This is a genomic window from Leptolyngbya sp. Cla-17 (genome assembly GCF_016807185.1).
Lineage (GTDB): Bacteria > Cyanobacteriota > Cyanobacteriia > Leptolyngbyales > Leptolyngbyaceae > ULC077BIN1.
In genome coordinates this window covers 2,114,813-2,138,964 of the sequence record NZ_JAEVYN010000002.1, presented here as the reverse complement: position 1 = coordinate 2,138,964, position 24,152 = coordinate 2,114,813, and the positions used below count along the sequence as shown (strand labels likewise).

19 protein-coding genes are annotated in these 24,152 nt (G+C 48.7%); 16 read left to right on the top strand and 3 right to left on the bottom strand.

All coding sequences use genetic code 11. The features are described 5' to 3' along the window. The first annotated feature begins 52 nt into the window (after positions 1 to 52). From JOY44_RS20730 to JOY44_RS20685, 10 genes are all read left to right on the top strand, one after another. Positions 53 to 1,744: an iron uptake porin gene (locus JOY44_RS20730; protein ID WP_171575424.1), complete on the top strand. Its 1,692-nt coding sequence runs from the start codon at positions 53 to 55 to the stop codon at positions 1,742 to 1,744. A gap of 113 nt (positions 1,745 to 1,857) precedes the next feature. Then, entirely contained in the window at positions 1,858 to 2,148 is a 291-nt protein-coding gene (locus tag JOY44_RS20725) for a tetratricopeptide repeat protein (protein ID WP_203032075.1), read from the top strand. 292 nt (positions 2,149 to 2,440) lie between these two features. After that, positions 2,441 to 3,136: an energy-coupling factor ABC transporter permease gene (locus tag JOY44_RS20720; RefSeq protein ID WP_245404937.1), complete on the top strand. Its 696-nt coding sequence runs from the start codon at positions 2,441 to 2,443 to the stop codon at positions 3,134 to 3,136. A 3-nt stretch (positions 3,137 to 3,139) separates the two neighbouring features. Beyond that, positions 3,140 to 3,436, top strand: a complete 297-nt coding sequence (locus JOY44_RS20715; RefSeq protein ID WP_171575421.1) for an energy-coupling factor ABC transporter substrate-binding protein — start codon at positions 3,140 to 3,142, stop codon at positions 3,434 to 3,436. Then, on the top strand, positions 3,433 to 3,852 hold the full coding sequence (locus JOY44_RS20710) for a DUF1636 family protein (protein ID WP_171575420.1): 420 nt from the start codon (positions 3,433 to 3,435) through the stop codon (positions 3,850 to 3,852). The genes JOY44_RS20715 and JOY44_RS20710 overlap by 4 nt, the downstream gene beginning before the upstream one ends. Positions 3,853 to 3,859: 7 nt before the next feature. Continuing rightward, a complete protein-coding gene (gene cbiQ, locus JOY44_RS20705; protein WP_171575419.1) occupies positions 3,860 to 4,663 on the top strand; it encodes a cobalt ECF transporter T component CbiQ in 804 nt (267 codons plus the stop codon). Beyond that, entirely contained in the window at positions 4,647 to 5,501 is an 855-nt protein-coding gene (locus tag JOY44_RS20700; protein ID WP_171575418.1) for an energy-coupling factor ABC transporter ATP-binding protein, read from the top strand. The genes cbiQ and JOY44_RS20700 overlap by 17 nt, the downstream gene beginning before the upstream one ends. Positions 5,502 to 5,577: 76 nt before the next feature. Continuing rightward, positions 5,578 to 6,588 (top strand): alpha/beta fold hydrolase, encoded by a 1,011-nt coding sequence (locus JOY44_RS20695; protein WP_171575417.1) that lies wholly within the window; start codon positions 5,578 to 5,580, stop codon positions 6,586 to 6,588. A gap of 12 nt (positions 6,589 to 6,600) precedes the next feature. Beyond that, positions 6,601 to 8,682 carry a thioredoxin domain-containing protein gene (locus JOY44_RS20690; protein ID WP_171575416.1) on the top strand — a complete coding sequence of 694 codons (2,082 nt, stop codon included), beginning with the start codon at positions 6,601 to 6,603 and terminating at the stop codon, positions 8,680 to 8,682. Between the two features lie 123 nt (positions 8,683 to 8,805). Beyond that, on the top strand, positions 8,806 to 11,034 hold the full coding sequence (locus tag JOY44_RS20685; protein WP_197985618.1) for an FAD-dependent oxidoreductase: 2,229 nt from the start codon (positions 8,806 to 8,808) through the stop codon (positions 11,032 to 11,034). A 12-nt stretch (positions 11,035 to 11,046) separates the two neighbouring features. On the opposite strand, the gene JOY44_RS20680 is transcribed toward JOY44_RS20685, so the two are convergent. Genes JOY44_RS20680 through JOY44_RS20670 form a run of 3 tightly spaced genes read right to left on the bottom strand, consistent with a single transcriptional unit; the run spans position 11,047 to position 13,500 of the window. Beyond that, positions 11,047 to 11,748 carry an ABC transporter ATP-binding protein gene (locus JOY44_RS20680; RefSeq protein ID WP_171575415.1) on the bottom strand — a complete coding sequence of 234 codons (702 nt, stop codon included), beginning with the start codon at positions 11,746 to 11,748 and terminating at the stop codon, positions 11,047 to 11,049. Continuing rightward, positions 11,748 to 12,467: an ATP-binding cassette domain-containing protein gene (locus tag JOY44_RS20675; protein WP_171576158.1), complete on the bottom strand. Its 720-nt coding sequence runs from the start codon at positions 12,465 to 12,467 to the stop codon at positions 11,748 to 11,750. Before JOY44_RS20675 ends, JOY44_RS20680 begins: the two co-directional genes overlap by 1 nt. Continuing rightward, on the bottom strand, positions 12,460 to 13,500 hold the full coding sequence (locus JOY44_RS20670; RefSeq protein WP_171575414.1) for a branched-chain amino acid ABC transporter permease: 1,041 nt from the start codon (positions 13,498 to 13,500) through the stop codon (positions 12,460 to 12,462). Before JOY44_RS20670 ends, JOY44_RS20675 begins: the two co-directional genes overlap by 8 nt. Before the next feature lie 329 nt (positions 13,501 to 13,829). Here JOY44_RS20670 and JOY44_RS20665 point away from each other — a divergent pair, with 329 nt between their 5' ends. From JOY44_RS20665 to JOY44_RS20640, 6 genes are all read left to right on the top strand, one after another. Further along, the gene (locus JOY44_RS20665; protein WP_171575413.1) at positions 13,830 to 14,714 is read left to right on the top strand and encodes a nitrilase family protein; all 885 of its coding nucleotides are present in this window, start codon (positions 13,830 to 13,832) and stop codon (positions 14,712 to 14,714) included. 46 nt (positions 14,715 to 14,760) lie between these two features. Then, positions 14,761 to 16,050, top strand: a complete 1,290-nt coding sequence (locus JOY44_RS20660) for a substrate-binding protein (protein WP_171575412.1) — start codon at positions 14,761 to 14,763, stop codon at positions 16,048 to 16,050. 140 nt (positions 16,051 to 16,190) lie between these two features. Continuing rightward, positions 16,191 to 17,048, top strand: coding sequence for a branched-chain amino acid ABC transporter permease (locus tag JOY44_RS20655; protein ID WP_171575411.1), 858 nt, complete (start codon positions 16,191 to 16,193; stop codon positions 17,046 to 17,048). A 101-nt stretch (positions 17,049 to 17,149) separates the two neighbouring features. After that, positions 17,150 to 22,708 carry an ATP-binding sensor histidine kinase gene (locus JOY44_RS20650; RefSeq protein WP_171575410.1) on the top strand — a complete coding sequence of 1,853 codons (5,559 nt, stop codon included), beginning with the start codon at positions 17,150 to 17,152 and terminating at the stop codon, positions 22,706 to 22,708. Positions 22,709 to 22,978: 270 nt separating this feature from the next. Continuing rightward, complete coding sequence (locus JOY44_RS32910) at positions 22,979 to 23,065, top strand: hypothetical protein (RefSeq protein ID WP_415881130.1); 87 nt, start codon at positions 22,979 to 22,981, stop codon at positions 23,063 to 23,065. 183 nt (positions 23,066 to 23,248) lie between these two features. Then, positions 23,249 to 24,049 (top strand): SDR family NAD(P)-dependent oxidoreductase, encoded by an 801-nt coding sequence (locus JOY44_RS20640; protein ID WP_171575409.1) that lies wholly within the window; start codon positions 23,249 to 23,251, stop codon positions 24,047 to 24,049. The last annotated feature ends 103 nt before the right edge of the window (positions 24,050 to 24,152 follow it).

The following is a 24,152-nucleotide window of genomic DNA, read 5'->3' as shown; positions in this document are numbered from 1 at the left end:
GATCTAAATGTTCAAACGATTCTTAATGTATTTAAGTGTGAGGAGCATAACTATGTCGAAATTTTTGCTCAATTCATTCCTAATTGGTTCAGCAATTTTGGGTGCTGCCCTGGCGGTTTCTGCTCCTGCGATCGCTGCTGAGCCAGACCAAACTGCGCCTGTTGCCTCTAGTTCTGATACTCCTCTGATCGATCAGATCAATCGCTATAGCTTAGAAGGAAAGCCATTTGAGAATGACACAGCGGTCGTCGGACAGGTTACCTCCGTTTCTCAGCTTACCGATGTTCGCCCCACCGACTGGGCATTTCAGGCACTGCAATCGTTAGTAGAACGCTACGGCTGCATTGTTGGCTATCCTGATAAAACTTATCGCGGCAACCGGGCATTAACCCGCTATGAGTTCGCCGCTGGTTTGAATGCCTGTTTAGATAAGATTCAAGAACTGATCGCTGCCGCCACTGCTGACTTCGTGAAGAAGGAAGATTTGGAAGTCGTGAAGCGGCTGCAAGAAGAGTTTGCCTCGGAACTATCAGCGCTACGCGGTCGGGTCGAATCGTTAGAAGTTCGTACAGCAACTTTAGAAAAGCAGCAATTCTCGGTTACTACCAAGTTGTCAGGCGAGGTCGTTTTTGCTGTCACCGATGAATTTAACAACTCCAGAGAAAACAACACAGTTTTCCAAGATAGGGTTCGTTTGACCCTCAAAACTAGCTTTACGGGTAAAGATCTTTTGATCACCCGTCTTAGAGCTGCAAACGCAAGATTTTTTAACCTTGCTGGCAATGGCGTAAACGTCGAAGGTCTTCAAACTTTTAACTTGGGCAACACGACAAACTCAGTGGATGCGGATTGGATCGCCTACTATTTTCAACTGAACGACAGGGTGAGTTTCTATGTTCCCGCTGTGTTCGGCTTTCATGCTGACCACACCCCTACACTTAGCCCAGTTTTGGATACGGACAGTGGGGCAACAGGGCCGCTTTCAGTGTTTGCTGAAAAGAACCCCATTTATGACATTGGCGGCGGCTCTGGACTATCAGTGAAGGTTAAACTGGCTCCTTCAATTACCGTCAATGCTAACTACTTGGCAGATAATTCGCCCCCTACTGGTTCGATCGCGTTTGCCAACAATCCCGCTTCCAAGAATGGCTTATTTGACGGCAGCTATTCAGCATTAGGGCAGTTGACCTTCCAGCCTAATGACAAGTTTGGTATTGGTTTAACCTATGTGAATGCCTATCGGCGATCGGCCCTGTTTGACTTAGGCAGTGGTGGCACGGGTGTATTAGGAACGCTGTATGCCGCTCAGGGAAGAAATTTGCTGGGTGCTATTACCCCTGCAAAGGTGAATGCTTACGGAGTCAGCGCCGTGTATAGCTTTAGCCCCAAGCTTGTGATTAATGCCTTTGGCTCTTATATCAGTGCTGACTTTGTGAATGACGGTGTTGACGAGCGCGATATCTGGACTTATGGTCTTGGGATTGCATTGCCCGACTTTGGCAGGAAGGGCAATCTCCTGGGTGTAGTCGCGGGTGCAATTCCTTATTTGGGTAATCCAACAGCGATTCAAAGAGCAGGGGGCGCTGGCAACGACATCCCGATTCACCTTGAAGCCTTCTACAAATACCAACTGAACGACAATATTTCCATTACTCCGGGTGTTATTTACATCATCAATCCTGGTCAGAATGAAAACAATGACGATACTCTGATCGGTACAGTGAGAACCACATTCACGTTTTAACGCCTCATAGATTAATTCAGCGCAAGGGCGCACCGCAGCGCGCCCTGACAAAGTTTGATTCGTAGCCGTCCATTTTCCAAATGTATATCAGCCGTCGATCAGGAGATCAGCCAGTGATCAACACAAAAGAAATTTTGGACCCTGCCAAAGCGTTGTTTCAGCAAGGCGTAGATCAGTCTCGCCAAGGGAACCGCGTGGAAGCGATTCAAGCTTTTGATCGAGCATTGGAGCAGGAGCCGGATCATGCAGATGTTTACGGTCACCGCTGTGTTGCTCGGTGGCAATTGGGCGATCAGCAGGGCGCGATCGCAGATTGCCAGCAAGCCGTCATATTCTATTTAGAACAAAGGAGGGGAAAGCAGCATCAATATGCGCTGAACATGTTGCAAAAGCTCCAGAAGTAAAATTTGAGGCAGACTTAGCTGTAAACAGTTTCTAAAATCTTGCTAGTAAAATTCTGCGCTGTCCCGCTCCTATGAAGAAAGTGATGAGTGATGAATCCTAGTTTTTGAAATTGGACTCAATTCAAAAACTAGAACTTGCAAATTAAAACTCTCTAAGTCAGAATGCCTAGCGATTGCGTTAGTCTCCTAAGGAGAATTGCCAATTAACCCTCTTATCTGCGAGGTATAGATGAAAATACGACACCAAAAATGGATAAGCCTAGCGTCAATAGCTGGATTAAGCTGCTATCTGTTGCTGGGTTCAGCCACGCCTGTTCAGGCAATGCACATTGCCGAAGGATTTTTACCTTTGCAGTGGGCAGTTTTTTGGTGGGCGGTTTCACTCCCGTTTTTTATGGTAGGGCTGCGATCGCTTACCCGCATCACAAAGAAAAACCCCGAATTAAAGCTTTTGCTGGCATTGGCAGGCGCGTTTACATTTGTTTTGTCTGCCTTAAAAATTCCTTCGGTCACAGGGAGCTGTTCCCATCCAACGGGAACAGGCTTGGGCACGATTCTGTTTGGTCCCTTAGTGATGACGGTGCTAGGTAGCCTGGTCTTAGTATTTCAAGCGATATTGTTGGCTCATGGAGGCGTGACGACTCTGGGCGCAAATGTGTTTTCGATGGCGATCGTCGGTCCAATTGTGGCTTACGTGGTCTACAACACAGTGATGAAAACTGGTAAACAAAAGCTTGCGGTATTTCTTGCTGCTACATTAGGAGACTTACTCACCTACCTGATGACTGCCCTACAGCTAGCATTGGCATTCCCCGCTGCACAGGGTGGCTTTATTGCCTCATTTGGCAAGTTCGTGAGTATCTTCGCCATTACCCAGTTACCGTTAGCAATTACCGAAGGATTATTGACCGTATTGGTTTGGGGCTGGCTGCAAAAATATGGACAGCAAGAATTGAAAACACTCAAGTTTTTAGAGCAGGAGTCATAAGCGATGAAGAAACTATCTAGTAGCTGGCTGTTGATGGTTGGAGTAGTCGTTTTGGCGCTTGGACCACTGTTAATTCTCCAAGGCAAAGAATTTAGCGCAACTGATGGCAACTTTACAGCTGCAATTGAGCAAGATCATCCAAACTATAAACCCTGGTTTGAACCCATAATTAAGGATTCTGGTCCTGAGGTTCAAACCTTTTTGTTTGCAGCCCAAGCTGGAATTGGTGCAGGTGTGACAGGTTATATTTTGGGTTTGTATAAAGGGCGATCGGAAAAGCGTGAAAAGGATGAATCATGAGTGACCAACACATCATGTTCGTTTGTACAAGCTGCGCTAGCGCCCATCGAACGAAGCAGGCAATTCGGGTCAGTGGGGGAGAGCGCCTGTTGGGACAGTTGCAAGCTCTGCATCACGATACGCCACTGCAAGCAGAATTTTCCATCCAGCCCGTTGAGTGTCTGTCGGCATGTGAACAAGATTGCGCGATCGCTCTGATCGCTCCTGGCAAACCCACCTATTTGTTTGGTCGCTTACCGGTTGAAGAGGAACAGCTAGAATCAACGGCAGCAGCTATCTTAGCGTTTGCTGGTCAATATCACGCCAAATCGGATGGCAGCATCTCCTACATTAAGTGCCCTGAACTGCTCAAGAAACGAGTCTTAGCAAAAGTTCCGCCTCTGCCCGAAAATGCTGTCCGCCTTGGAGCCAGCTAGAAAGTCTATGACGCTACACATTGACACCCTTGCCTACACCAATCGACTGCGGCAACTACCAGCCGAACAGAAACTATTGTTTGCCAGCGTTCTGCTGCTGATTACCTACTGCACTTACATTCCGGTGCAAGTCTTAATCGCGATTTGGATCAGCGTTTGGACAGTGGTCTATGCTGGAATTCCAGCTTCAGTTTATCTGCGCTTACTCTCAATCACGGCTGTGTTTTGGCTAACCAGCTTACCCGCGTTGGTTCTGAGCGGTGTCAGCTTATCGGCTCTGTCATCAGTTCAAGCGGATGTTTGGCAAGGGTTTAGCTTGGGTAATTACTACATTTACTTGAGTGATCACGGTGTACATCAGGCAAGCGAACTGGCTGCACGGGCGATCGCTGCCACATCCTGCATCTACTTTGTGGTGTTGACGGTCCCGTTTTCGGAGATTCTAGATACGCTCCGCCGCATCGGTTGCCCTGCATTGCTCACCGATTTGCTGATGCTGATGTATCGCTTCATTTTCGTGCTGCTGCGAACGGCTCGTGAACTCTGGACTGCCCAACAGTCGCGTGGTGGCTATCGGACTCACAAACTCTGGATGAAGAGTCTGGGGCTGTTGATTGGGCAGTTGCTCAGACGCACTCTAGAAAACTATCGTCAAGTGTCGCTGACGCTAGAGTCTCGCGGCTTTACGGGCGATTTTCGGGTCTATCGTTCTCGTCGTGGTGTGCCTTCTAAGCGATATACCCTGGAAGCCCTGTTTGGCTGCACGATATTACTGATACTCACAGGATGGCACTATGCTGTTGGAATTTGAACAGGTTGATTACACCTATTCTGGCAGTCCTCAACCTGCCCTCCAGAGTCTAACTTTACGCATCCCGGCGGGTAAACGCTGTGCGCTAATTGGTCAAAATGGCTGTGGAAAAACAACACTGTTTTTATTGGCAAACGGTCTGTATAAGCCTCAAAAAGGATTTGTGCATTGGCAAGGCTCACCCCTACGCTACGATCGCACCTCCCTGATGGATCTCCGGCAGAAAGTTGGCTTGGTGTTTCAAGACCCAGAACAACAGCTTGTGGCTTCTACGGTCGAAGAGGATATTTCTTACGGGCTGTGTAATCTGGGGTTGCCAGACTCAGAAGTTGATCAGCGAGTCGGGGAAGCGATCGAGGCGTTCAATCTATCGAGTCTAGCGGTGCGTCCAGTTCACCACCTGAGTTTGGGGCAAAAGAAACGAGTGTCTTTGGCAGATGTCATGGTGCTCAATCCAGAATTGCTGCTCTTAGACGAGCCGACTGCCTACCTGGATCAAATTCACACCCGCGACTTGATGGCAAAACTGCGCCATATTCACGAGAGGGGTACCACGATCGTCATGGCAACGCACGATCTCGATTTAGCCTACTGTTGGGCAGACTGGATTTTCATTCTAGATAAAGGGCAACTAGTTTTAGAAGGAACGCCTCAAGACGTGTTTGCCCAACGAGAGACTCTGGAGCGACTTCAGTTGGGCGTTCCCCTAGTCTTTGACGTTTTGGACAAAGTTGCAGAAGCCTTGTCTAACGACTCCGATCAAACTGAATATCAGGTGATGAATACGATTCCTGAGCCGTTGCGAAATCGAATCTTAGATGTGTTCAAATACAGCTAAATCAGTATACCTAGCTTCATCAGTCAAAAATTGACCAGCCAGTAAAGCAAATTCTTTAGTGTGAGAGCAGTTTAAAATGCCTGATTACGAAATGTTTGAGTTGGGAGATCTGGCGCTTCAGTCGGGGGCAACGCTCCGCAATGCCAAACTTGCCTACAAAACCTACGGCACCTTGAACGCCGATAAGAGCAATGTGATCGTTTACCCGACCTGGTATTCCGGTCAACATTACGATAATGAATGGCTGATTGGGGAAGGCATGGCGCTTGATCCTCAGAAATACTTCATCATCATCCCCAACATGCTCGGTAATGGGCTATCTTCTTCGCCCAGCAACACCCCGCAACCCTACAATAAAGCTCGATTTCCAAACGTCACTTTCTACGATAATGTTCGCGCCCAACACCAATTGGTGACTGAGAAATTTGGCATCGAGAAAATCGCCTTAGTCGTTGGCTGGTCAATGGGCGCGGGGCAAACTTACCAATGGGCAGTCAGCTATCCAGACATGGTTGAGAGAATTTTGCCCTTCTGTGGATCTGCTAAAACGAGTTTGCACAACATCGTCTTTTTAGAAGGCGTGAAAGCTGCACTGCAAGCAGATGTGGCGTGGAAGGGCGGTTGGTATGACGAGCCGCCAACAACCGGACTGCGGGCAGTGGGACGAGTCTATGCGGGCTGGGGGTTGTCTCAGGCGTATTATCGCGAGAAAGTTTACTTACAGCAGGGATATTCGTCGCTAGAAGACTTTCTCGTTGAGTTTTGGGAGGGATTTTTTCTCAAGAAAGATGCTAACAATCTGCTAACAATGCTGTGGACTTGGCAAAACGGCAATATTGGCAATACTCCCGGCTTCGACGGTGATTTTGAGAAAGCGCTCGCTGCCATCAAGGCGAAAGCAATCGTCATGCCTGCTGAAATGGATCTCTATTTTCCACCCGAAGACAACGAGTATGAAGTGAAGCTGATGCCGAATGCAGAATTCTGCGCGATTAAATCAGTTTGGGGACACTTTGCAGGCGGTGGAGTGAACCCAGTTGATACTCAGTTTATTGATGAAACTCTTAAAGCACTGCTTGCCAGTTAGCACACTCTTGCTATGAATCGTCTTATCGACTCCCAAAGCCTCTACCTTCGCAAGCACGCGGAGAATCCGATCGACTGGTGGACGTGGTGTGATGAAGCATTAGAGAAAGCCAAGCGAGAGAACTTGCCGATTTTTCTGTCGATCGGCTATTCAAGCTGTCATTGGTGCACGGTGATGGAGGGAGAGGCGTTTTCAGATGCAGCGATCGCTGCTTATATGAACGCTAACTTTTTGCCGATTAAGGTTGATCGAGAAGAGCGCCCCGATCTCGACAGCATCTATATGCAAGCGCTACAGGCGATCGCAGGCGCGAAGGGATGGCCCCTCAATCTCTTTCTTTCGCCTGTTGATCGCGTTCCATTCTACGCAGGAACTTATTTTCCAGTCGAAGCTAAGTACGGCAGACCTGGGTTTCTGAATGTACTTCAGCAAATTCGCCAAGTTTACGATACTGATGCAGATAAAGTCTCTGCAATCAAAAATCAAGTTTTTAGTTATCTACAGCAGACCATTACTTCTACACAGCAAGAACTGTCGGCAGACATTCTGCTCAAAGGGCTGACCCAAAATGCTGAGACGTTAATTTCGCGGGGAACGGAGCCAGGTTTCCCCATGATTCCTTATGCAACCGCAGCACTAAGAACTGCACGATTTGAACCACCCAACGCCTCTTATGGTGCTGCTGGAATCTGTCAACAACGTGGACTAGACTTGTTTCTTGGCGGCATTTTCGACCATGTAGGCGGCGGATTTCATCGCTACACTGTGGACCCGACTTGGACAGTGCCTCATTTCGAGAAAATGCTTTATGACAATGGGCAGATTTTGGAATATCTTGCCAACCTGTGGAGCACGGGTATGCAGGAACCCGCTTTGGAGCGGGCGATCTCTCAAACGGTTCAGTGGCTCAAGCGAGAGATGATTGCGCCCCAGGGCTACTTTTACGCAGCTCAAGATGCAGATAGTTTTGTGACTGCTGAGGACTCTGAACCTGAAGAGGGCGCATTTTATGTCTGGAGTTATGGCGAACTTGAACAACACCTGACCACAGACGAATTGCAAGCCTTGATGAATCAATTCACGATCAGTTCATCGGGCAACTTTGAGAGTAAAAACGTCCTACAGCGCTATCAAGTCGGTCAGCTTGCCCCCGAATTAGAAGTTGCTCTCGCCAAGCTGTTCCGCATCCGATATGGAGCAATGCCGGAAGCAATTTCTACCTGCACGCCTGCACGCACCAGTCAGAATGCTAAAACCTATTCCTGGCAGGGTCGCATTCCCCCCGTTACTGATACGAAGATGATCGTTGCCTGGAACAGCCTCATGATTTCGGGACTCGCTAGATCCGCGGTGGTGCTGCAAAATCCTGAATACCTCGACCTAGCTACGGCAGCCGCTCAATTCATTCTCAACAACCAATGGAGCATTGGCGCAGCGTCCTCTTCACAGAAAAATCGCCTGCATCGCCTCAGTTACGAAGGGCAACCCAGCACGATCGCGCAGTCAGAGGATTATGCGCTGTTGATCAAAGCTCTTCTGGATCTCGAACAAGCCACACTCTCCATCCATTTATCTGACTCCTCTCCCCATCCTTGGTTGGCGCAAGCTATTCGGGTGCAACAGGAATTTGACGATCATCTCTGGAGCGCAGAAGGCGGTTATTACAACACCGACGCCAGTGATAATTTGGTAATACGAGAGCGTAGCTATGATGATGGTGCCATTCCTTCAGCGAATGGGGTCGCGATCGCCAACCTGGTGCGGCTTTTCTTGCTTACTGAAAAGATAAGTTACTTCGATCGGGCTGAACATGCGCTCAAGTCTTTTAGCAGCGTCATGGTCAAAACTCCTCAGCGCTGTCCCAGTCTATTTACCGCTCTCGACTGGTTTCACAACCAGACCTTGATTCAGACTGGTGCTGACGCGATCGCCCGTTTAAGCCAGCGCTATCTGCCAACTGCCGTGCTGCAACTAAAGGTGGATCTGGACAGCAATTTTGTAGGGTTGGTCTGCCAGGGGTTAAGCTGCCAGTCTCCTGCCTATAGCTGGGAGCAACTGCAAGAACAGGTCTGTCAAAGCATCAAGAGAGGCTGATCGTGTTCGGTAGATTGGGGGCGTTAAGGTTAAAGACATTCCCTCGTTTTCCTAAATAAATGCGGCAATGAGCGGTGGGTGTGTTACAACGTTTTCGTTGTTATGTGACTTGGATGTGTTGATGTGAAGCCACAGTCATCGGCTCGGTCGGCTCGTCAACAGGCTGCTCGGAAAAAGCGTTTGGCGTCTTCTGTTTCTGTTGCAAGCGTTCCTCGGTTGAAGCATCGTACTGCTCGGTCTAAACAACCGTTGCCAATCAGTCGGCGAAGAGCAGCGCGTAGAAGTGAGCCAGGTTTTTTAAAGGCGATTGTTCGGGTATCGGCGATCGCGGCAATTCGGTTCGCTGCCTTTAGCTTAAGGAGCGCAGTCAAGCTTGGACGGAAAAAAATCGCCGGACAGCCCGTATGGTTGATTTCTTTAGCCGCACTGGGCTTGAGCTTTTTTATTGGGACAAGTTTGGGCATGAGTCGGGCTGGGATGGAGCGATCGCCCAATGCCTCGGCTCAATCGGTTGCCTACAGCGAAGGTGGATTTGGCAGCAATGGCAGACCGCACCTATCCCCATTGCCGACTGCAAAAGAAGTATGGACGTGCGATGTGGTGGTGATTGGGGGTTCTTTGGGTGGGGTTGCTGCTGCCTCCCATTCTATGCAATCCGGCGCTACAACGTGCTTGATTGAGCTAACGCCTTGGTTAGGTGGGCAAATTAGCTCTCAAGGAGTCTCAGCGCTGGATGAATCCCAGGTAATGCGATCGAATGAAACCCTTTCTGAAAGCTGGATGCACTTCAAGCGCTTGCTTGCCAAGCAAACCGTGAAATTGCCAAGCTGGACGACTTTAAAGGGCGATCTCCGCGTAGATGAAATCAATAGCTGTTGGGTCGGCATATTATGCTTTCCGCCCAAAGCTGGAGCCTCCGCCTCAGAACAGCTTTTAAAGAATGCAGCGACGCGATCGCCCAAGAGCCGTTGGAGTACTTCCACCGCATTCAAAGGGGCAGACTTTGATGACAGCGGTCGGCTTGTGACTGCCATCCACGCCGTGCGTCGTACTCCCCGCGACCCCAACTACTTACCCAAAGGGCGATTTTCAGCCGAATTATCAAAATGGTATGCCTGGAGTTCCACGGACGAGTTTGACAAAACGCCGATTCGGCTAGAGGCTCCCCCCGGCAAACAAATGATGGTGATTGATGCCACCGACACCACAGAGTTAGTCGGCTGGGCTGGAGTTCCCCATCGCCTTGGCTCCGATTCGATCGCCACCACTGGTGAACGCAACGCATCCCGCCAAGACAATCAAGACTGTACCCAGGCTTTCACCTACCCGTTTGTATTGGCAATTCGGGATGATCAAGGCGCCAGCCTCAAAACCTTAACCCGGTTGGAATCCGATTACTCTAAAGAAGAACATCGCAAAGACTACGATTTGCAGGGGTTTCCAGTTTTTACAGGACGCAGCTTTTTTAACTACCGCCGGATTGTCAGCGTCAATCCCGGTGATCCTTACGCCTCAACGCCGTCACCAGGCGACATGACCCTGGTGAACTGGAATCGCGGCAATGACTGGAAATTTATGGACCCGCCGCTAATTTTGAGCGATACCGACCTTGATAAATCGGGGCAGCGGCAAAACTGGCTGGGTGGCTTATCCATAGTGGCGCTGCGACATGGAGAAAACCATGCCCTGTTGTTTGCCCACTGGCTGTTAGAAAATCATGCAAAAGAGTTGCCGCTGTCTTATCTGTGGGGCACTGAGTCGCCCTTGAACACTGCATCTGGCTTAAGTATGGTGCCCTATATCCGTGAAGGGCGGCGGATTGTAGGACGCAAGGCATACAATCAGCGGGAATTTGCCGTGCGCGAGGCAGACTTGCGGATCGATCTCCCTGGATCGCGCGATCTTAGCCCCACGGCGATCGCCCGCGTTCATTACAGCATCGATATTCATGGCTGCCGCTATCGCAATTCGGAAGATGATGGCGAAGCTGCCAGCGCGCCGACTTTAGAAACAAATGTGCGTCCGACCCTGATTCCAATTGAAGGCTTGATTCCGCGCGGAGTCGATAATCTATTAATTGGGGGTAAGGGAATTGCCGTCACCCACATCGCCAACGGCATGACACGAATTCATCAGGGCGAGTGGAGTATTGGCGCATCGGCCGGGGCGATCGCAGGCTGGCTGACAACCCGCGCTCAACCGGGGTTGCTGCCCCAAGACATTGCTTCAAAGCATCTAATATCTCAAGTGCGCGACCACATGAGCCGCCAAGGCTTGGGCTTGGATTGGCACCAGACCACCAGCGAATCAAAATTTATGAAATCGTTTAACTCAGCAGAGGAACCTGAATAGATTAACAGCCTATTAAATGGCTAAATATTCAGTCATAACTTCACTGTGAGCCAAATCAGCAGGCACTCCTTCAGCAACAATTTGCCCCTTTTCAAGCAGGATGCAGTGAGTTGCCATGCTAAAAACCATCGGCACATTTTGTTCGACGATGATGATCATCATCTGTTCGCGCCGATTGATTTCTTGAAGAATCTGAGCAATTTGCTTGACCAGGATTGGCATGATGCCTTCAGAGGGTTCATCCAGCAGCATGAGTTTGGGTTCAGTCATTAAGCCGCGTCCGATCGCCAGCATTTGTTGCTCTCCCCCACTTAAGGTGCCTGCGACCTGATCTAACCGTTCTCCTAACCGTTCAAAATAGGTCAGCACCTCCTCTTGGCGATCGCGACGGGCACGACCAGAGGCAATGCGCCCCATTTCCAGGTTTTCTCTCACTGTCAAGTTAGAAAAAATTCCCCGTCCCTGAACCACGGTTGTAATGCCCAATTGGGCGCGACGATGGGGTTTTAACTGAGTAATCTCGCGTCCGTCAAACCAGATAGAACCACTTTGGGTGGGCAAAAGACCCGACAGGCAACGAATCAACGTCGTTTTGCCCATGCCATTGCGCCCCAGAACTCCCAAAATTTCTCCCTGTGACACCTGCAAAGAAAGCTGCCGCAGCACCGTTAAGCTGCCATATCCAGTTGTGACGGAGTTCAGTTGAAGCTGCATTACTCTTCGCCCAGATAAACCTTACGAACCGTTTCATTTTGCTGAATCTGGTCAAATTCTCCTTCTGCCAGTACGGCTCCTAAATGCAAAACAGTCACAGGAGCACGCAGATCACGAATGAAATTGATATCGTGTTCGATGATCATGGCAGACAAATGTAAGTCTTGCACCAGCCCCCGCACGAGTTCTCCAGTGGCATGAGTCTCTTCTGCCGTCATGCCAGCCGTGGGTTCATCCAGCAGTAATAATTCAGCATCGTTGGCAATCAATAGCCCAATTTCTAACCATTGCTTCTGTCCATGGGAGAGACGGCTAACGGAGGTACGGATAAACTCAGTCATGCGAACGAGTTCCAGCACTTGCAAAATCCGGGTGTGACGACGCTTAGGGGCGCAACGGCTACCCAAAACAGCTAGCTCTAGATTTTTATAGGTCGAGAGGTTGTTGTAGAGTGTCGGGGTCTGAAACTTGCGGACAATGCCCAAGCGCGATCGCTGCGGCACAGAACGATGGGTGACATTTTCACCTTTGAACCAGATCTCACCGGTGGTAGGCGTTTGGTGCCCCGATACCAGACTGATCAACGTTGTTTTGCCAGCGCCATTGGGACCGATAATGCAACGCATACTTCCAGATGCCACCGTTAGATTGACATCCTGGTTCGCCACTAAGCCCCGATATCGCTTGCTCACATGCTTGATTTCCAGGAGTTCAGCCATCGTGTTTGAGATGCCTCCGTCGCCAAACTGGGATCTGAGCCAGCGCCCCAGCAACGCCACCCTTAAAATAAACGATCGTTGCAATGAACAAAATTCCTAGCAGTAGCTGCCAGTATTTCGGTGTCACGGTACTGAGATAGTTCGACAGGGAGGAGACGAGCGTGCCACCCAAAAAAGCGCCCAGCAGGTTGCTTCGGCCACTAATGGCAACCCAAACCACAACCTCAGTCGAAAACAAAACGCCTGCTAAAGAGGGAGCAACAAAGTTGGCAGCGGTGCCGTAAATGGCTCCGGCCAAACTGGCAACGGCACCCGAAACCGTAAAGGCAAGCGTCTTGTAGACCCAGGTGTTGAAGCCGAGGGAGAGTGTACGGTCTTCATTCTCACGAATGCCGACCAGCACCTTACCGAATTTGGCATGGGTCAGCCCATACAGCAGCCCATATAGCAGGATGGCGATCGGCAGCACAAAATAGTAAAGTGCGCGATCGCTAGACAAATCGAGAGTGCCGAGTGGTCCTAAATTCAGCCCCATGCGATCGATAAATAAACCGTTAAAGCCGCCCGTCAAAGCCGATTGACTCACAGCAATTTGCTCTACGACAATGGAAAGCGCCAGCGTGACAATGACAAAATAGGTGTCGCGCACACCCGCACTAAACAAGAAATAGCCGATCGCCCCTGACAGCAACGCTCCCACCACCAGACTCAGCGCTAACCCCAGATAAGCGGAAGGGATGACAGTCTGCCCCAGCTTCATCGTTAGACCCATCGTGTAAGCCCCCAAAGCAAAAAGGGCTCCCTGCCCAAAGCTGAGAATGCCCACAAATCCCCAGAGCAAGGCCAGCGACATCGCTAACACACCAAACAGCATGTATTGAGGCAGAATATAGACGACATAGCCCGATATAAACAGCGGCAGCAGCCCCAATCCCAAAAATACCAGCACGGCAAGACCCAGTTCCGAACTTAATGGGCGATCGCCCCAACGTCTCTGCAACTGTGCTGCTAGTCTTTCTGCAAAATGTGGCATGGCTAAATCTAAACCTAGAGGCAATGCATTTCAACGGACGCAATTAAGGCGGTCAAGCAACCTATGTGACGGCTACCTTTGCAGTGCTTACAATTTGCGCTTCAATTGTAAGGCTTTAACACTTGAATAATCGAGTATTGCTGGTAAAACACCAGAGCCGTAGTGAGCTACTGATCTTTGTATCAGGGAAGAATGGAGGACGGGATGTCCTCGCAATCAAAAATCGAAAGTAAACTCTCAGGTGCTTGATAGATTGCATCAAGAGTATCGTTAAATGATTGATAGGCATCGCCTCTAGTGTGATCTCAGATTTATTGTCGAGAAAGAATATGGATCATCGAACAGGGCGAAATGAGAGTGTGATTAAGGTTGCCTGTATCCAGATGGAGCCGATCGTGGGTGAGAAAGCTAAAAATGTGGCTCATAGCATCGACTTGATTCGGCAAGCAGCAACTCAGGGCGCAAACTTAATTGTGTTACCAGAATTGTGTAACTCTGGCTATGTCTTTAAAGATCGGGAGGAAGCCTTTGCCTTATCTGAAGCAATTCCAGCGGGATCGACCTGTCAGGCATGGGCAGAAGTTGCTGCTGAACTGAAGGTATATGTGGTAGCTGGTATCAATGAGCAGGACGGCTCAACCCTTTACAATTCAGCGGTGATTATCGGTCCAGCAGGCTACATCGGCACGTTTCGTAAGGTGCATTTGTGGAATGAAGAAAATCTGTTTTTTGAACCCGGAAATTTAGGGTTTCCTGTGTTTAAAACTGAAATCGGACGCATTGGCAGCTTTATTTGCTATGACGGTTGGTTTCCCGAAAGCTACCGCCTCTGTGCGCTCCAAGGAGCCGACATCATTTGCGTTCCAACTAACTGGGTGCCCATTCCAGGGCAAGACCAAAAGCGAGAAGCGATGGCAACGATTTTGACAATGGCAGCAGCTCACTCAAACTCCGTCTTTGTTGCGGCGGCCGATCGCGTCGGCGTGGAGCGAGGACAGCTCTTTAACGGTCAGAGCGTGATTGTTAGCTATACCGGCTGGCCCATTGCTGGACCCGCTAGCCCCGATCAGGAGGAAATCATTTATGCCGAAGTGAATCTGGCAGATGCTCGTCGCAAGCGGAACTGGAACGAGTATAACCAGGTATTGCGCGATCGCCGCACTGATGTTTACGACGAAATGCTAGGCACAAAGACCACTCCTGGTTGGTATTAATGCGCGCTCAATCAACCACTATTCCCTTTCAACCCGCGAGGAACAAATGAGCAACTCTCAACAGCCTTGGAATTCTCTAATCTCCCGCCGCAGTGCTTTGAGATATGCACTACTGGCAAGTGCAACGGCAGCAACAGCAGCATCCTGCTCCAAGCCCAATGAACCCAATACAAGTAGTTCTCCTAGTACAGGCTCCGACGGACCTCCCATTAAAATTGGGGTCATTTCTCCCTTGACCGGAGCCTGGACCGTCTACGGCAAAGCCCATCTCTCCGGCTTTAAAATGGCGGTAGATGAAATCAATGCGGCTGGAGGCGTGCTGGGACGCAAACTGGAAGTAGTGGAAGGCGACTCCAAAACCGAACCCCGGATTGTGGTTGAGCAAGCCAATCGCCTCATTCGCCAAGACAACGTTGATTTTCTGGCAGGCACATTTAGCAGCGCTGAGCGCAATGCTGCCGGACCTGTGGTCGCCAGTGCTAATAAAATTCTGCTCTACCCAACCTGGTACGAAGGTCAGGAGAAAGAATACTATCCGGGCGTTTGCAACAAAAATATGTTTATGTTCGGTCCCGAACCGACCCAGCAGGTGTGGCCCCACCTGGAATATATGATCACAACGTTCGGCAAAAAGTTTTTCATGATTGGTTCAGACTATGCTTGGCCAAGAGTGACTAATCAAGTGACAAAACAAAAACTGAAAGAACTGGGCGGCAGTGTTGTGGGTGAGGTTTACATCCCGTTCAACACTCCACAATATGAATCAGTACTGCGAGATATCCGTGCTGCCAAGCCGGATATCGTCTTTCATAGCTTGACGGGCAGCGATACGGTGAACTTCCGCAAGCAAATGCACGCAGCAGGCATGAATAAAGACGTAGTGCTATGGACAGTGGACGATGAGGAAGTCGTTACCAGTGGTCTAGGTCCAGAGGTGTCTGCTGGAACCTATGTCAGTTTTGACTACTTTATGACTATCAAAGAGCCTAACAATAAAGCCTTTCTGGAGAAATTTCGAGCCAAGTTTGGTCAGGCGGCGCTGATGAACACCGTTGGAGTGGGGATGTATAACGCCGCACACATGGTTGCTAAAGCCATTCAAAAATCGGGTGCAGTCAATACGGATGCGATTCGAGAAGGGCTGAAAGGCATGACGTTTGACGATGCGCCTCAAGGCAAAGTCACCATGCGAGCAGACGATCATCAATTGGTTTTGCCGTCTTACTTGATGAAGGTACGGGCAGGCTGGACCAGTGTGAACGATATGTTTGAAGAGGTGCAATCATTTCAGGCAGTGGAACCCCAGCCTGCCCGGTGTAAGCTACCGCTTGCTTAGAACCTAACATTGCAGAGCTGCACTATTAACGATCGCGTAGGAGCAGAGCTTTACAGTCATTGTGGGGCGATCGCGCCACCGCTCAACGGCCATAGGCTCTGCCTCTGCGGGTGCCCATACTCACACTTTTCCTTCACTGCATGAACTCAGTCATCAGCATTTTCGTGGATGTGCTTTCCCTCACCCTGATTCTGGCGTTGGCAGCATTTGGCTTGGCAATCATCTTTGGTCTGATTGGCGTAATCAATATGGGGCACGGTGCTCTGCTCACGCTGGGAGCCTATTTCACTTGGGCCGCCACATCGTTAGGGCATGTGCCCTTTTTTTTGGCAGTGCTGCTAGCGACCCTGGGCGTGGGATTGGTGGGTTTAATCTTAGAACACACGCTGATCCGCTACTTTTACGATCGCCCGGTGGAGACATTGCTGATTACCTGGGGCTTTTTCTTGGTCACAACAGAACTGATCAAAATTGTCTTTGGCACCGATTTGCGGAGTGTGGTGAATCCCTTACCCGGCAGCTTGACGATTGGGCAAGTGGTGCTGCCAGCCTATCGATCGCTGATTGCAGCGGTTTCTCTGATGGTGATTGGTGGCAGCGCGATCGTCTTATATCGCACCACTTTAGGTATCAAAATTCGCGCCATGATTCAAAACCGTGAGGTGGCGAGTTTATTAGGCTTAAACATTGGACTGATGTATAAAGGGGTGTTCGTTGCCGGTGCCTGCCTAGCGGGGTTCGCTGGTGCCTTGCTTAGTCCGACCCTCAGCGTTGATCCCTACATTGGCAATATTTATCTGGTTCGGTCTTTTTTTGTAGTGACCGTTGGCGGAGTGGGGCAAATTTTGGGCGGCACCTTAATTGGTAGCTTTTTAATTGGCGGCTCGGAGACTCTATTTGCGCTCTTTTCCAGTCAAGAGTTTGCCCAAACCATTGTGTTTGCATTGGCGATACTAGTGTTGCGATTTCGTCCGGCTGGCATCCTCACCCGCAAATAACGCGTGGGGCGGTCTGGCGGAGATTCTCAAGCGGCATCATCCTTTCGCTTTCAATCCTTTGTTTAGTTTCTCTATTTATCTTTTTGTCCACATAAAAAGATTTGCAACGCATCCGCCAAAATGCTCAAGAATTGGCTGGATTTGTTCATGCTTCGGTTGGGATGGGAAAGCTAGTCATGTCAACCCCATCGTGTGAACGTATGACGACCTGTATTGCAGGCTATTCAATATTAGAAACCCTTTATCAAGGCACTCGAACCATCATCTATCGAGGACTGAGAATCGGTGATAGCAGCCCTGTGATTATTAAAACGTTCAGTAGCGATCGCCCAACGCCAGAAGCCTTAGCCACACTTAAGCATGAATATGACATTGCTAGAGGCTTGGACTTACCCGGCATTGTCAAACCCTATGCTCTAGAACGCGAACACCACACGCTATCTCTAGTTATGGAAGACTTTGGGGGTTGCGCTTTGAAGGACATCATGACTACCGCAACCCTTCCCCTTCAAGAAGTACTCAAGATCGCCCTTCAGGTAGCAGAAACCCTCGGCGAACTCCACAAGCGCCATATTATTCATAAAGATATTAATCCCAGAAACATTATTATGAATGCCCACTCTGGGCAGTCAAAGATTGCCGATTTTGGCATTGCTTCCTTGTTGCCTAGAGAAAATCCCTCAATCAATCACTTCAGTCTGTTGGAAGGGACATTGGCATACCTGTCTCCCGAACAAACGGGACGAATGAACCGCGCGATCGACTATCGCACTGACTTTTACTCCTTAGGTGTCACCCTTTACGAAATGCTGACTGGGCAATTGCCGTTTTTAGCAACCGACCCGATGGAATTAGTACATTGCCATCTCGCAAAAGCACCGATCGCAGCGATCGAGGTTAACGCCGCCATTCCTGCCGCTGTTTCTGACATTGTGATGAAACTGCTCCAGAAAGCAGCCGAAAACCGCTACCAAAGTGCCCTAGGACTGAAAGCCGATTTAGCCACTTGTTTATTACAGCTACAAACGACGGGCAAGGTCGAACCGTTTGAGTTGGGGCAGCAGGATATATCTGGACAATTTCATATCCCCCAAAAGCTGTATGGTCGGACACAGCAGGTCGCCGATCTGCTAACCGTGTTTGAACGGGTCAGTCACGGTAGCACGGAATTAATGCTCGTATCCGGCTACTCTGGAATTGGCAAATCTGCACTGGTCAATGAAATTCATAAGCCAATTTTGCGGCAGCGAGGCTATTTTATTTCGGGCAAATTCGACCAGTTCAAGCGAGATATTCCCTACGCCTCCTTGATTCAAGCATTTCAAGAACTGATCCGGCAGCTTTTAAGTGAAAGTGAAGCCAACGTCGCCCTGTGGAAAGAAAAGCTGTCAGCCGCATTTGGCGCAAATGGACAGGTCATGATCGACGTGATCCCTGAAGTGGAACTCATCGTCGGGCAACAGCCTGCGCTCAAGCCCCTAGCACCCGCCGATGCCCAAAACCGCTTTAACTTGGTTTTTCGAGATTTTGTTCGCGTCCTTGCCAGTGTTGATCATCCGCTCGCACTCTTTCTGGACGATTTGCAATGGGCGGATGCCGCGACCCTAAAACTATTGCAGTTGTTAGTCACTGACCCAACGACCCAATATTTACTCCTACTTGGGTCTTATCGAGATAATGAGGTCAGTTCTACTCATCCCCTGACGTTGACGATCGAGCAAATTAAACGAGCCGGAGCAACCGTTAGCGAAATTCTGCTGAAGCCGCTGGAACTGAGCCATTTGAAGCAATTGGTTCAAGATACACTCAGCTGCACCGCTAAAAAAGTTGAGCCGTTAGCCGCACTGCTGTTTCAAAAGACTGGTGGCAATCCCTTTTTCGTCAATCAATTTCTCCAGGCTATCTACGAAGAAGACTTGCTTCAGTTTGACTGGGACCGGGGTGGTTGGCAGTGGGACTTGGATGCCATCAGAGACATGCAGTCAACCGACAATGTGGTCGAACTGATGACGAAAAAGATGCAGAAGTTGTCATCTGAAACCCAGCATGTTTTGCAACTTGCTGCCTGCATTGGTAATCGATTCGACTTGAAAACACTAGCTGTTGTTTATCAGCGATCGCAGTCTGTTACCGCGATCGCGCTTTGGAGGGCTGTTCAGGAATCGCTGATTTTGGCGATCGACGATCGATTCAAAGTCGTTCAAGCATCTGCTCAGAGTGGCAGTGACTTTCTGGTCAAGCCAGAGTTTCCTGTTTGTTATAAGTTTCTCCACGATCGAGTCCAGCAGTCTGCTTATACCCTCATTCCTGATACTGATAAACAAGCCATTCACCTCAACATTGGGCGGCTACTGCTCAACAGCACCTCTGCTACAGAGCTGGACGAAAAAATCTTTGATATTGTTAATCAGATTAATATTGGTCAAGCTTTAATGACCGATCCCGTTGAGCGCTATCATCTAGCAACGCTTAACCTCACAGCAGGAAAAAAAGCCAAAGCATCGAGTGCTTACGAATCTGCCCTAAACTATTTCGCGACGGCAACCCAGCTTTTACCCAAAAACTGCTGGCAAAACCACTATGAAACTGCTTATGATTTAGGGCTAAACTATGCAGAATTGCTGGCAATTTCTAGTGATATTGATGCCGCCAGCAATGCTTTTGAGTCTCTGATTGAACAAGTGAAAACCCAGCACGAGAAGGCAAAATGCTATGAAAAGTATAGCGAGGTGCTTCAATCTGCGGGTCAGGCTGCCGAGTCTTATTTAGAAGCAACCAAAGGACTACGACTATTCGGCATTGATGTTCCTACCGATATTGAAACTGCTCAACAAGAAGCAGAAACGTTAAAGGTAGAACTGCGACGACCAGAAAATATTCAACAGTTTAAAGCACTTGAAAAAGCTGGAGAGCAAGAAATTCTGATTGCTCGTCTCTACGAACGAGCGATTTTTAGCTCTTACTTCGCTTATCCAGACATTCTAGAGTTGATTATTAGTAGAAGTGTCCGACGAATTCTTGATTTTGGCATTACACCTCAATCGAGTATGGCGCTTGCCTGGTTTGGGGTGATTACTGGTTTGCGAGGAGAGTCGCAACTCTCATTTAGCTATGGCGAACTATCGTTGACCCTCGCCGATCGCTTTCACGACTTATATGTCAAAGGTCGCACGCAAATGCTGACCTATGAAATGTGCTTAAGCTGGAAGCATCCCATTGAACTGACTGAAAAGCGGCTCCATGAAACCTTTTTGCTTTGTCAAAACAATGGCGATTTGCAGTACTCTAGCTACGCCCTAATGGGGAAATATATTGCCAGTTTGGTGCAAGGTAAAGACTATGTTTATATTGCTGAACAGTGCAAAGTCTGGCATGATTTTTGCAAAGAATATGTGCCCTTAGAGTTGGGTCAAGCAAGGATTCGGCGATCGCTCCATCATCAATTGATGGATATTCCGGTTGACCCAATCGACATGAATGCGATTATTAAAAGCTATCAATCAGAAGGAAACTATACAGATGCTTGTGAGTCCCTAGCTGAAATGGCTAGCATGAATACACTCTTTGGCGACTACCAGACTGGGTTTGAAAACTTCCAATACATCGAACCCATTTTTGTAGCGGGTGCTGCCGGAAACCTCTTATTCCATGTTCTGCTATATCATTACTATGCAATTTGTTGTGCTCGTCTCTACCACTGGACTACAGATATTAAAGACAAGCAAAACTATCGCACAAAGCTAGAATCTAACCTGAAACGATTGGACTCTTGGGCAAAGCTAACTCCTGATAATTTCTACTCGTATTACTCACTCGTTGAAGCAGAACTAGCCCGCGTTGACTCAGACCCTGAAAAGGCAACCATTTACTATTTAAAGACCATTTGGCATGCTAGAGCACACGAATATGTCTTGCTAGAAGCTCTGGCAAATGAGTATTTGGGAGAACTGTATTGTCTAGAAGGCTATGCCACTGCCAAAGGACACTTTGAGGAAGCTTATAACCTTTACTGCAAGTGTGCTGCTAGAGGTAAAGCGAAAGACTTGAAAGCTAGATTTTCACAGTTTTTTCAAGGGGAAACTAGAGAATCTAACCAATTTGATGTCACATCCAATCGTTCTACGACAGGAGTAGCTGCGGCACTCGACTTAACAACGGTTATCAAAGCCTCCCAAGCACTGTCGAGCGAAATTCGTCTCAACAATTTGCTAGATACATTAATGCAAATTGTGATTGAAAATGCCGGAGCGCAGCGCGGTGCCTTAGTGTTGGAGCAAGCAGGGCGTTCAATGGTGGTGGCGGAGGGATCAGTTGAACAAACAGAATTAAAGTTAGTAGACGCGATCGCACTAGAAACAAGCCAAACTTTGCCGATCGCTCTCATTCACTATGTGAAACGGACAAAAGAAGACTTAGTGTTATATGATGCCGCAAACGAAGGGACATTCACCGCAGATCCCTACGTTCTCTTACATCAAGCTAAATCAATTCTCTGTATGCCAATCATCCATCAAGGTAAGTTAGCAGGGGTTTTGTATTTAGAAAACAATCTCACCATTGGGGCGTTTACTCCCAATCGCTTAGAAGTTTTGCGGTTGTTAACTTCTCAGGTCGCTATTTCAATCGAAAATGCCAACCTCTACACAAACTTGCACACCCACTCTCAAGCATTAGAGCAAAAAAATATAGCGCTTCAGCAGTCAGAAAGCCAACTCCAACAACAAGCCCAGCAGCTTGAACAGGCATTACACAACCTAAAGCAAACCCAAGCGCAACTAGTTCAGACCGAAAAGATGTCTAGCCTAGGGCAACTCGCTGCTGGCATTGCTCACGAAATTAACAATCCAGTTAACTTCATCTACGGAAACTTGACCCATACGAATGAGTACGTGAGCGATCTGCTGCATATGCTAGAGCTGTATCAACAGCAGCACTCCCAACCCAATCCGGTTATTCAAGCGGCGGCAGAAACAATTGACTTAGAGTTTCTCGTCGAAGATCTGCCCAAAATGTTGAGTTCGATGAAAGTAGGAGCTGATCGCATCCGGCAAATTGTGCTATCACTACGAAATTTCTCTAGGGTGGACGAGGCAGCGTTTAAACCCGTTGATCTGCACGAAGGGATTGACAGCACGCTCTTGATTTTGCAGCACAAGCTGAAAGCTAGCCCTGATCGCCCTGCTATTGAAATCATCAAAGAGTACGGCAATTTACCGTTGGTTGAATGCTTTGCTGGACAGCTCAATCAAGTATTTATGAATATCTTAGTTAATTCGATCGATGCACTAGATGACTCTAAACAGACACCGACTGGATCGCTCCAGGGCCAACCAAGTACCATCAAAATTCGTACTGAAGTGAGCGATCGCAACTATGTAACCATTCACATTTCTGACAATGGTCCGGGAATGTCAAACGAAGTGCAGCAGCGAATTTTTGATACCTTTTTTACCACTAAGCCAGTTGGTAAAGGTACGGGGCTAGGGCTGTCAATTAGCTATCATATTGTTGTAGAAAAGCATCGGGGGCAACTGCTATGTATATCTACCCCTGGGGCCGGAACGACCTTCAGTATTCACATTCCTCGCCCAAGTTTAAGTGAGAGCGATCAGCATCAAATGCTACAGTGCAGCACAGCCGCATCAACCACTATTAAATAAAACTGCAAAGAAAACTCACAAACCTTGTTTTTCAACTGTTTCTCAACGTTCGGTGGTGCAGGAATTGACTCGAAAGTCGCTTGAGCAAGACGAGTTAGTTTTACTGGCAACGTCAAAATTCTTGCATCCAAACTTAGTGCCGCTCTTTCCTTTAAGCGTCTAGTAATTCAAGTAGATTCTCTCTAACGATAGAGAGCAAGAAGCTTTCAGCTTTTGTTAAGATTGATTGCAGTGAATTAATCATAAATATCGAGAAGAGGATTCATCTCATTGACTGGTGCTGGAGGAGTGGCGATCGCCCTTGATAGCCTACCGCCATCATCGTCAGTTGAAACCGCATCGATACCAGATGCGTAAAGAGAAGCCGTACTAAGTAAGTTAGCTGCTTTCAATGCACCACCGCTCGATAAACTTCGCCCAAAAATGCCCGTAATAGCCCCAGTGCGTTAACTGTGGCAACGATTTACGCCAGAAGCCTTATTCACTTTTCCATATTCTGATCAAAGCTAAGCCTGTTAATTTAACAAAGAGAAGCAATCTATGAATAGTTCATCAACCCGTCCTTTGGCTGTCATCACAGGTGCCTCTAGTGGCATTGGCTACGAACTCGCCAAACAGTTTGCTCAAAATGGTTTCGATCTGCTGATAACATCGACAGGTTCAAGCATTGATGAGGCGGCTCCAGCCTTTGAGGCCCTGGGCGCTGATGTTAAAACCGTGCAAGTAGATCTTGCTACGTATGAGGGCGTTGAGACCCTTTACGACCAAATCAAGGCGACCGGACGACCTGTGGAGGCGATCGCTATCAATGCAGGGGTTGGTGTTAACGGCGCTTTTATTCAGAACGACCTGCAAGACGAACTCAACCTAATTAACCTGAATATCGTGTCATCTGTGCATCTGGCTAAACGGGTGGTGAAGGATATGGTTGCTCGTGGTAATGGCAAGGTTCTCATCACGGCATCGATCGCTGCCCTGATGCCAGGCCCGTTCTATAGCGTTTATGCCGCCTCCAAAGCGTTTTTGCACTCCTTCTCGCAAGGGTTGCGGAACGAGTTGAAAGATACAGGCGTGAGCGTGACTGCCCTGATGCCTGGACCAACCGATACCAACTTTTTTGACCGGGCAGACATGGATGACACAATAGCATCGGTAAGTCCGAAGGATGACCCCGCCCAAGTTGCCAAGCAGGGCTTTGAAGCACTGATGGCAGGCAAGGACGAGATTATTGCAGGGTCATTGATGACAAAGATTATGACCTCGGTGGGTAGGGTCTTGCCGGAAACCGTCAAGGCTGAATTGCACGGTCAGCTAATAAAACCAGAGTCGGCTAAGAATTAATTCACGCGATACTATATTGCCCCTCCTGTAACGCCCGTTTGAGATCGATTACGAATCAATTGCTATTAGGGTGACCCAGCGAAAGCGATCACTTTACTGGAAC

Bases quoted from the DNA above. Each gene is read 5' to 3' on its own strand.
- JOY44_RS20715 (WP_171575421.1), top strand. From the start codon at position 3,140: ATGAAGAAACTATCTAGTAGCTGGCTGTTGATGGTTGGAGTAGTCGTT.
- JOY44_RS20700 (WP_171575418.1), top strand. From the start codon at position 4,647: ATGCTGTTGGAATTTGAACAGGTTGATTACACCTATTCTGGCAGTCCT.
- JOY44_RS20730 (WP_171575424.1), top strand. From the start codon at position 53: ATGTCGAAATTTTTGCTCAATTCATTCCTAATTGGTTCAGCAATTTTG.
- JOY44_RS20695 (WP_171575417.1), top strand. From the start codon at position 5,578: ATGCCTGATTACGAAATGTTTGAGTTGGGAGATCTGGCGCTTCAGTCG.
- JOY44_RS20675 (WP_171576158.1), bottom strand. From the start codon at position 12,467: ATGGCTGAACTCCTGGAAATCAAGCATGTGAGCAAGCGATATCGGGGC.
- JOY44_RS20710 (WP_171575420.1), top strand. From the start codon at position 3,433: ATGAGTGACCAACACATCATGTTCGTTTGTACAAGCTGCGCTAGCGCC.
- JOY44_RS20665 (WP_171575413.1), top strand. From the start codon at position 13,830: ATGGATCATCGAACAGGGCGAAATGAGAGTGTGATTAAGGTTGCCTGT.
- JOY44_RS20660 (WP_171575412.1), top strand. From the start codon at position 14,761: ATGAGCAACTCTCAACAGCCTTGGAATTCTCTAATCTCCCGCCGCAGT.
- JOY44_RS20690 (WP_171575416.1), top strand. From the start codon at position 6,601: ATGAATCGTCTTATCGACTCCCAAAGCCTCTACCTTCGCAAGCACGCG.
- cbiQ (WP_171575419.1), top strand. From the start codon at position 3,860: ATGACGCTACACATTGACACCCTTGCCTACACCAATCGACTGCGGCAA.
- JOY44_RS20670 (WP_171575414.1), bottom strand. From the start codon at position 13,500: ATGCCACATTTTGCAGAAAGACTAGCAGCACAGTTGCAGAGACGTTGG.
- JOY44_RS20655 (WP_171575411.1), top strand. From the start codon at position 16,191: ATGAACTCAGTCATCAGCATTTTCGTGGATGTGCTTTCCCTCACCCTG.
- JOY44_RS20680 (WP_171575415.1), bottom strand. From the start codon at position 11,748: ATGCAGCTTCAACTGAACTCCGTCACAACTGGATATGGCAGCTTAACG.
- JOY44_RS20640 (WP_171575409.1), top strand. From the start codon at position 23,249: ATGAATAGTTCATCAACCCGTCCTTTGGCTGTCATCACAGGTGCCTCT.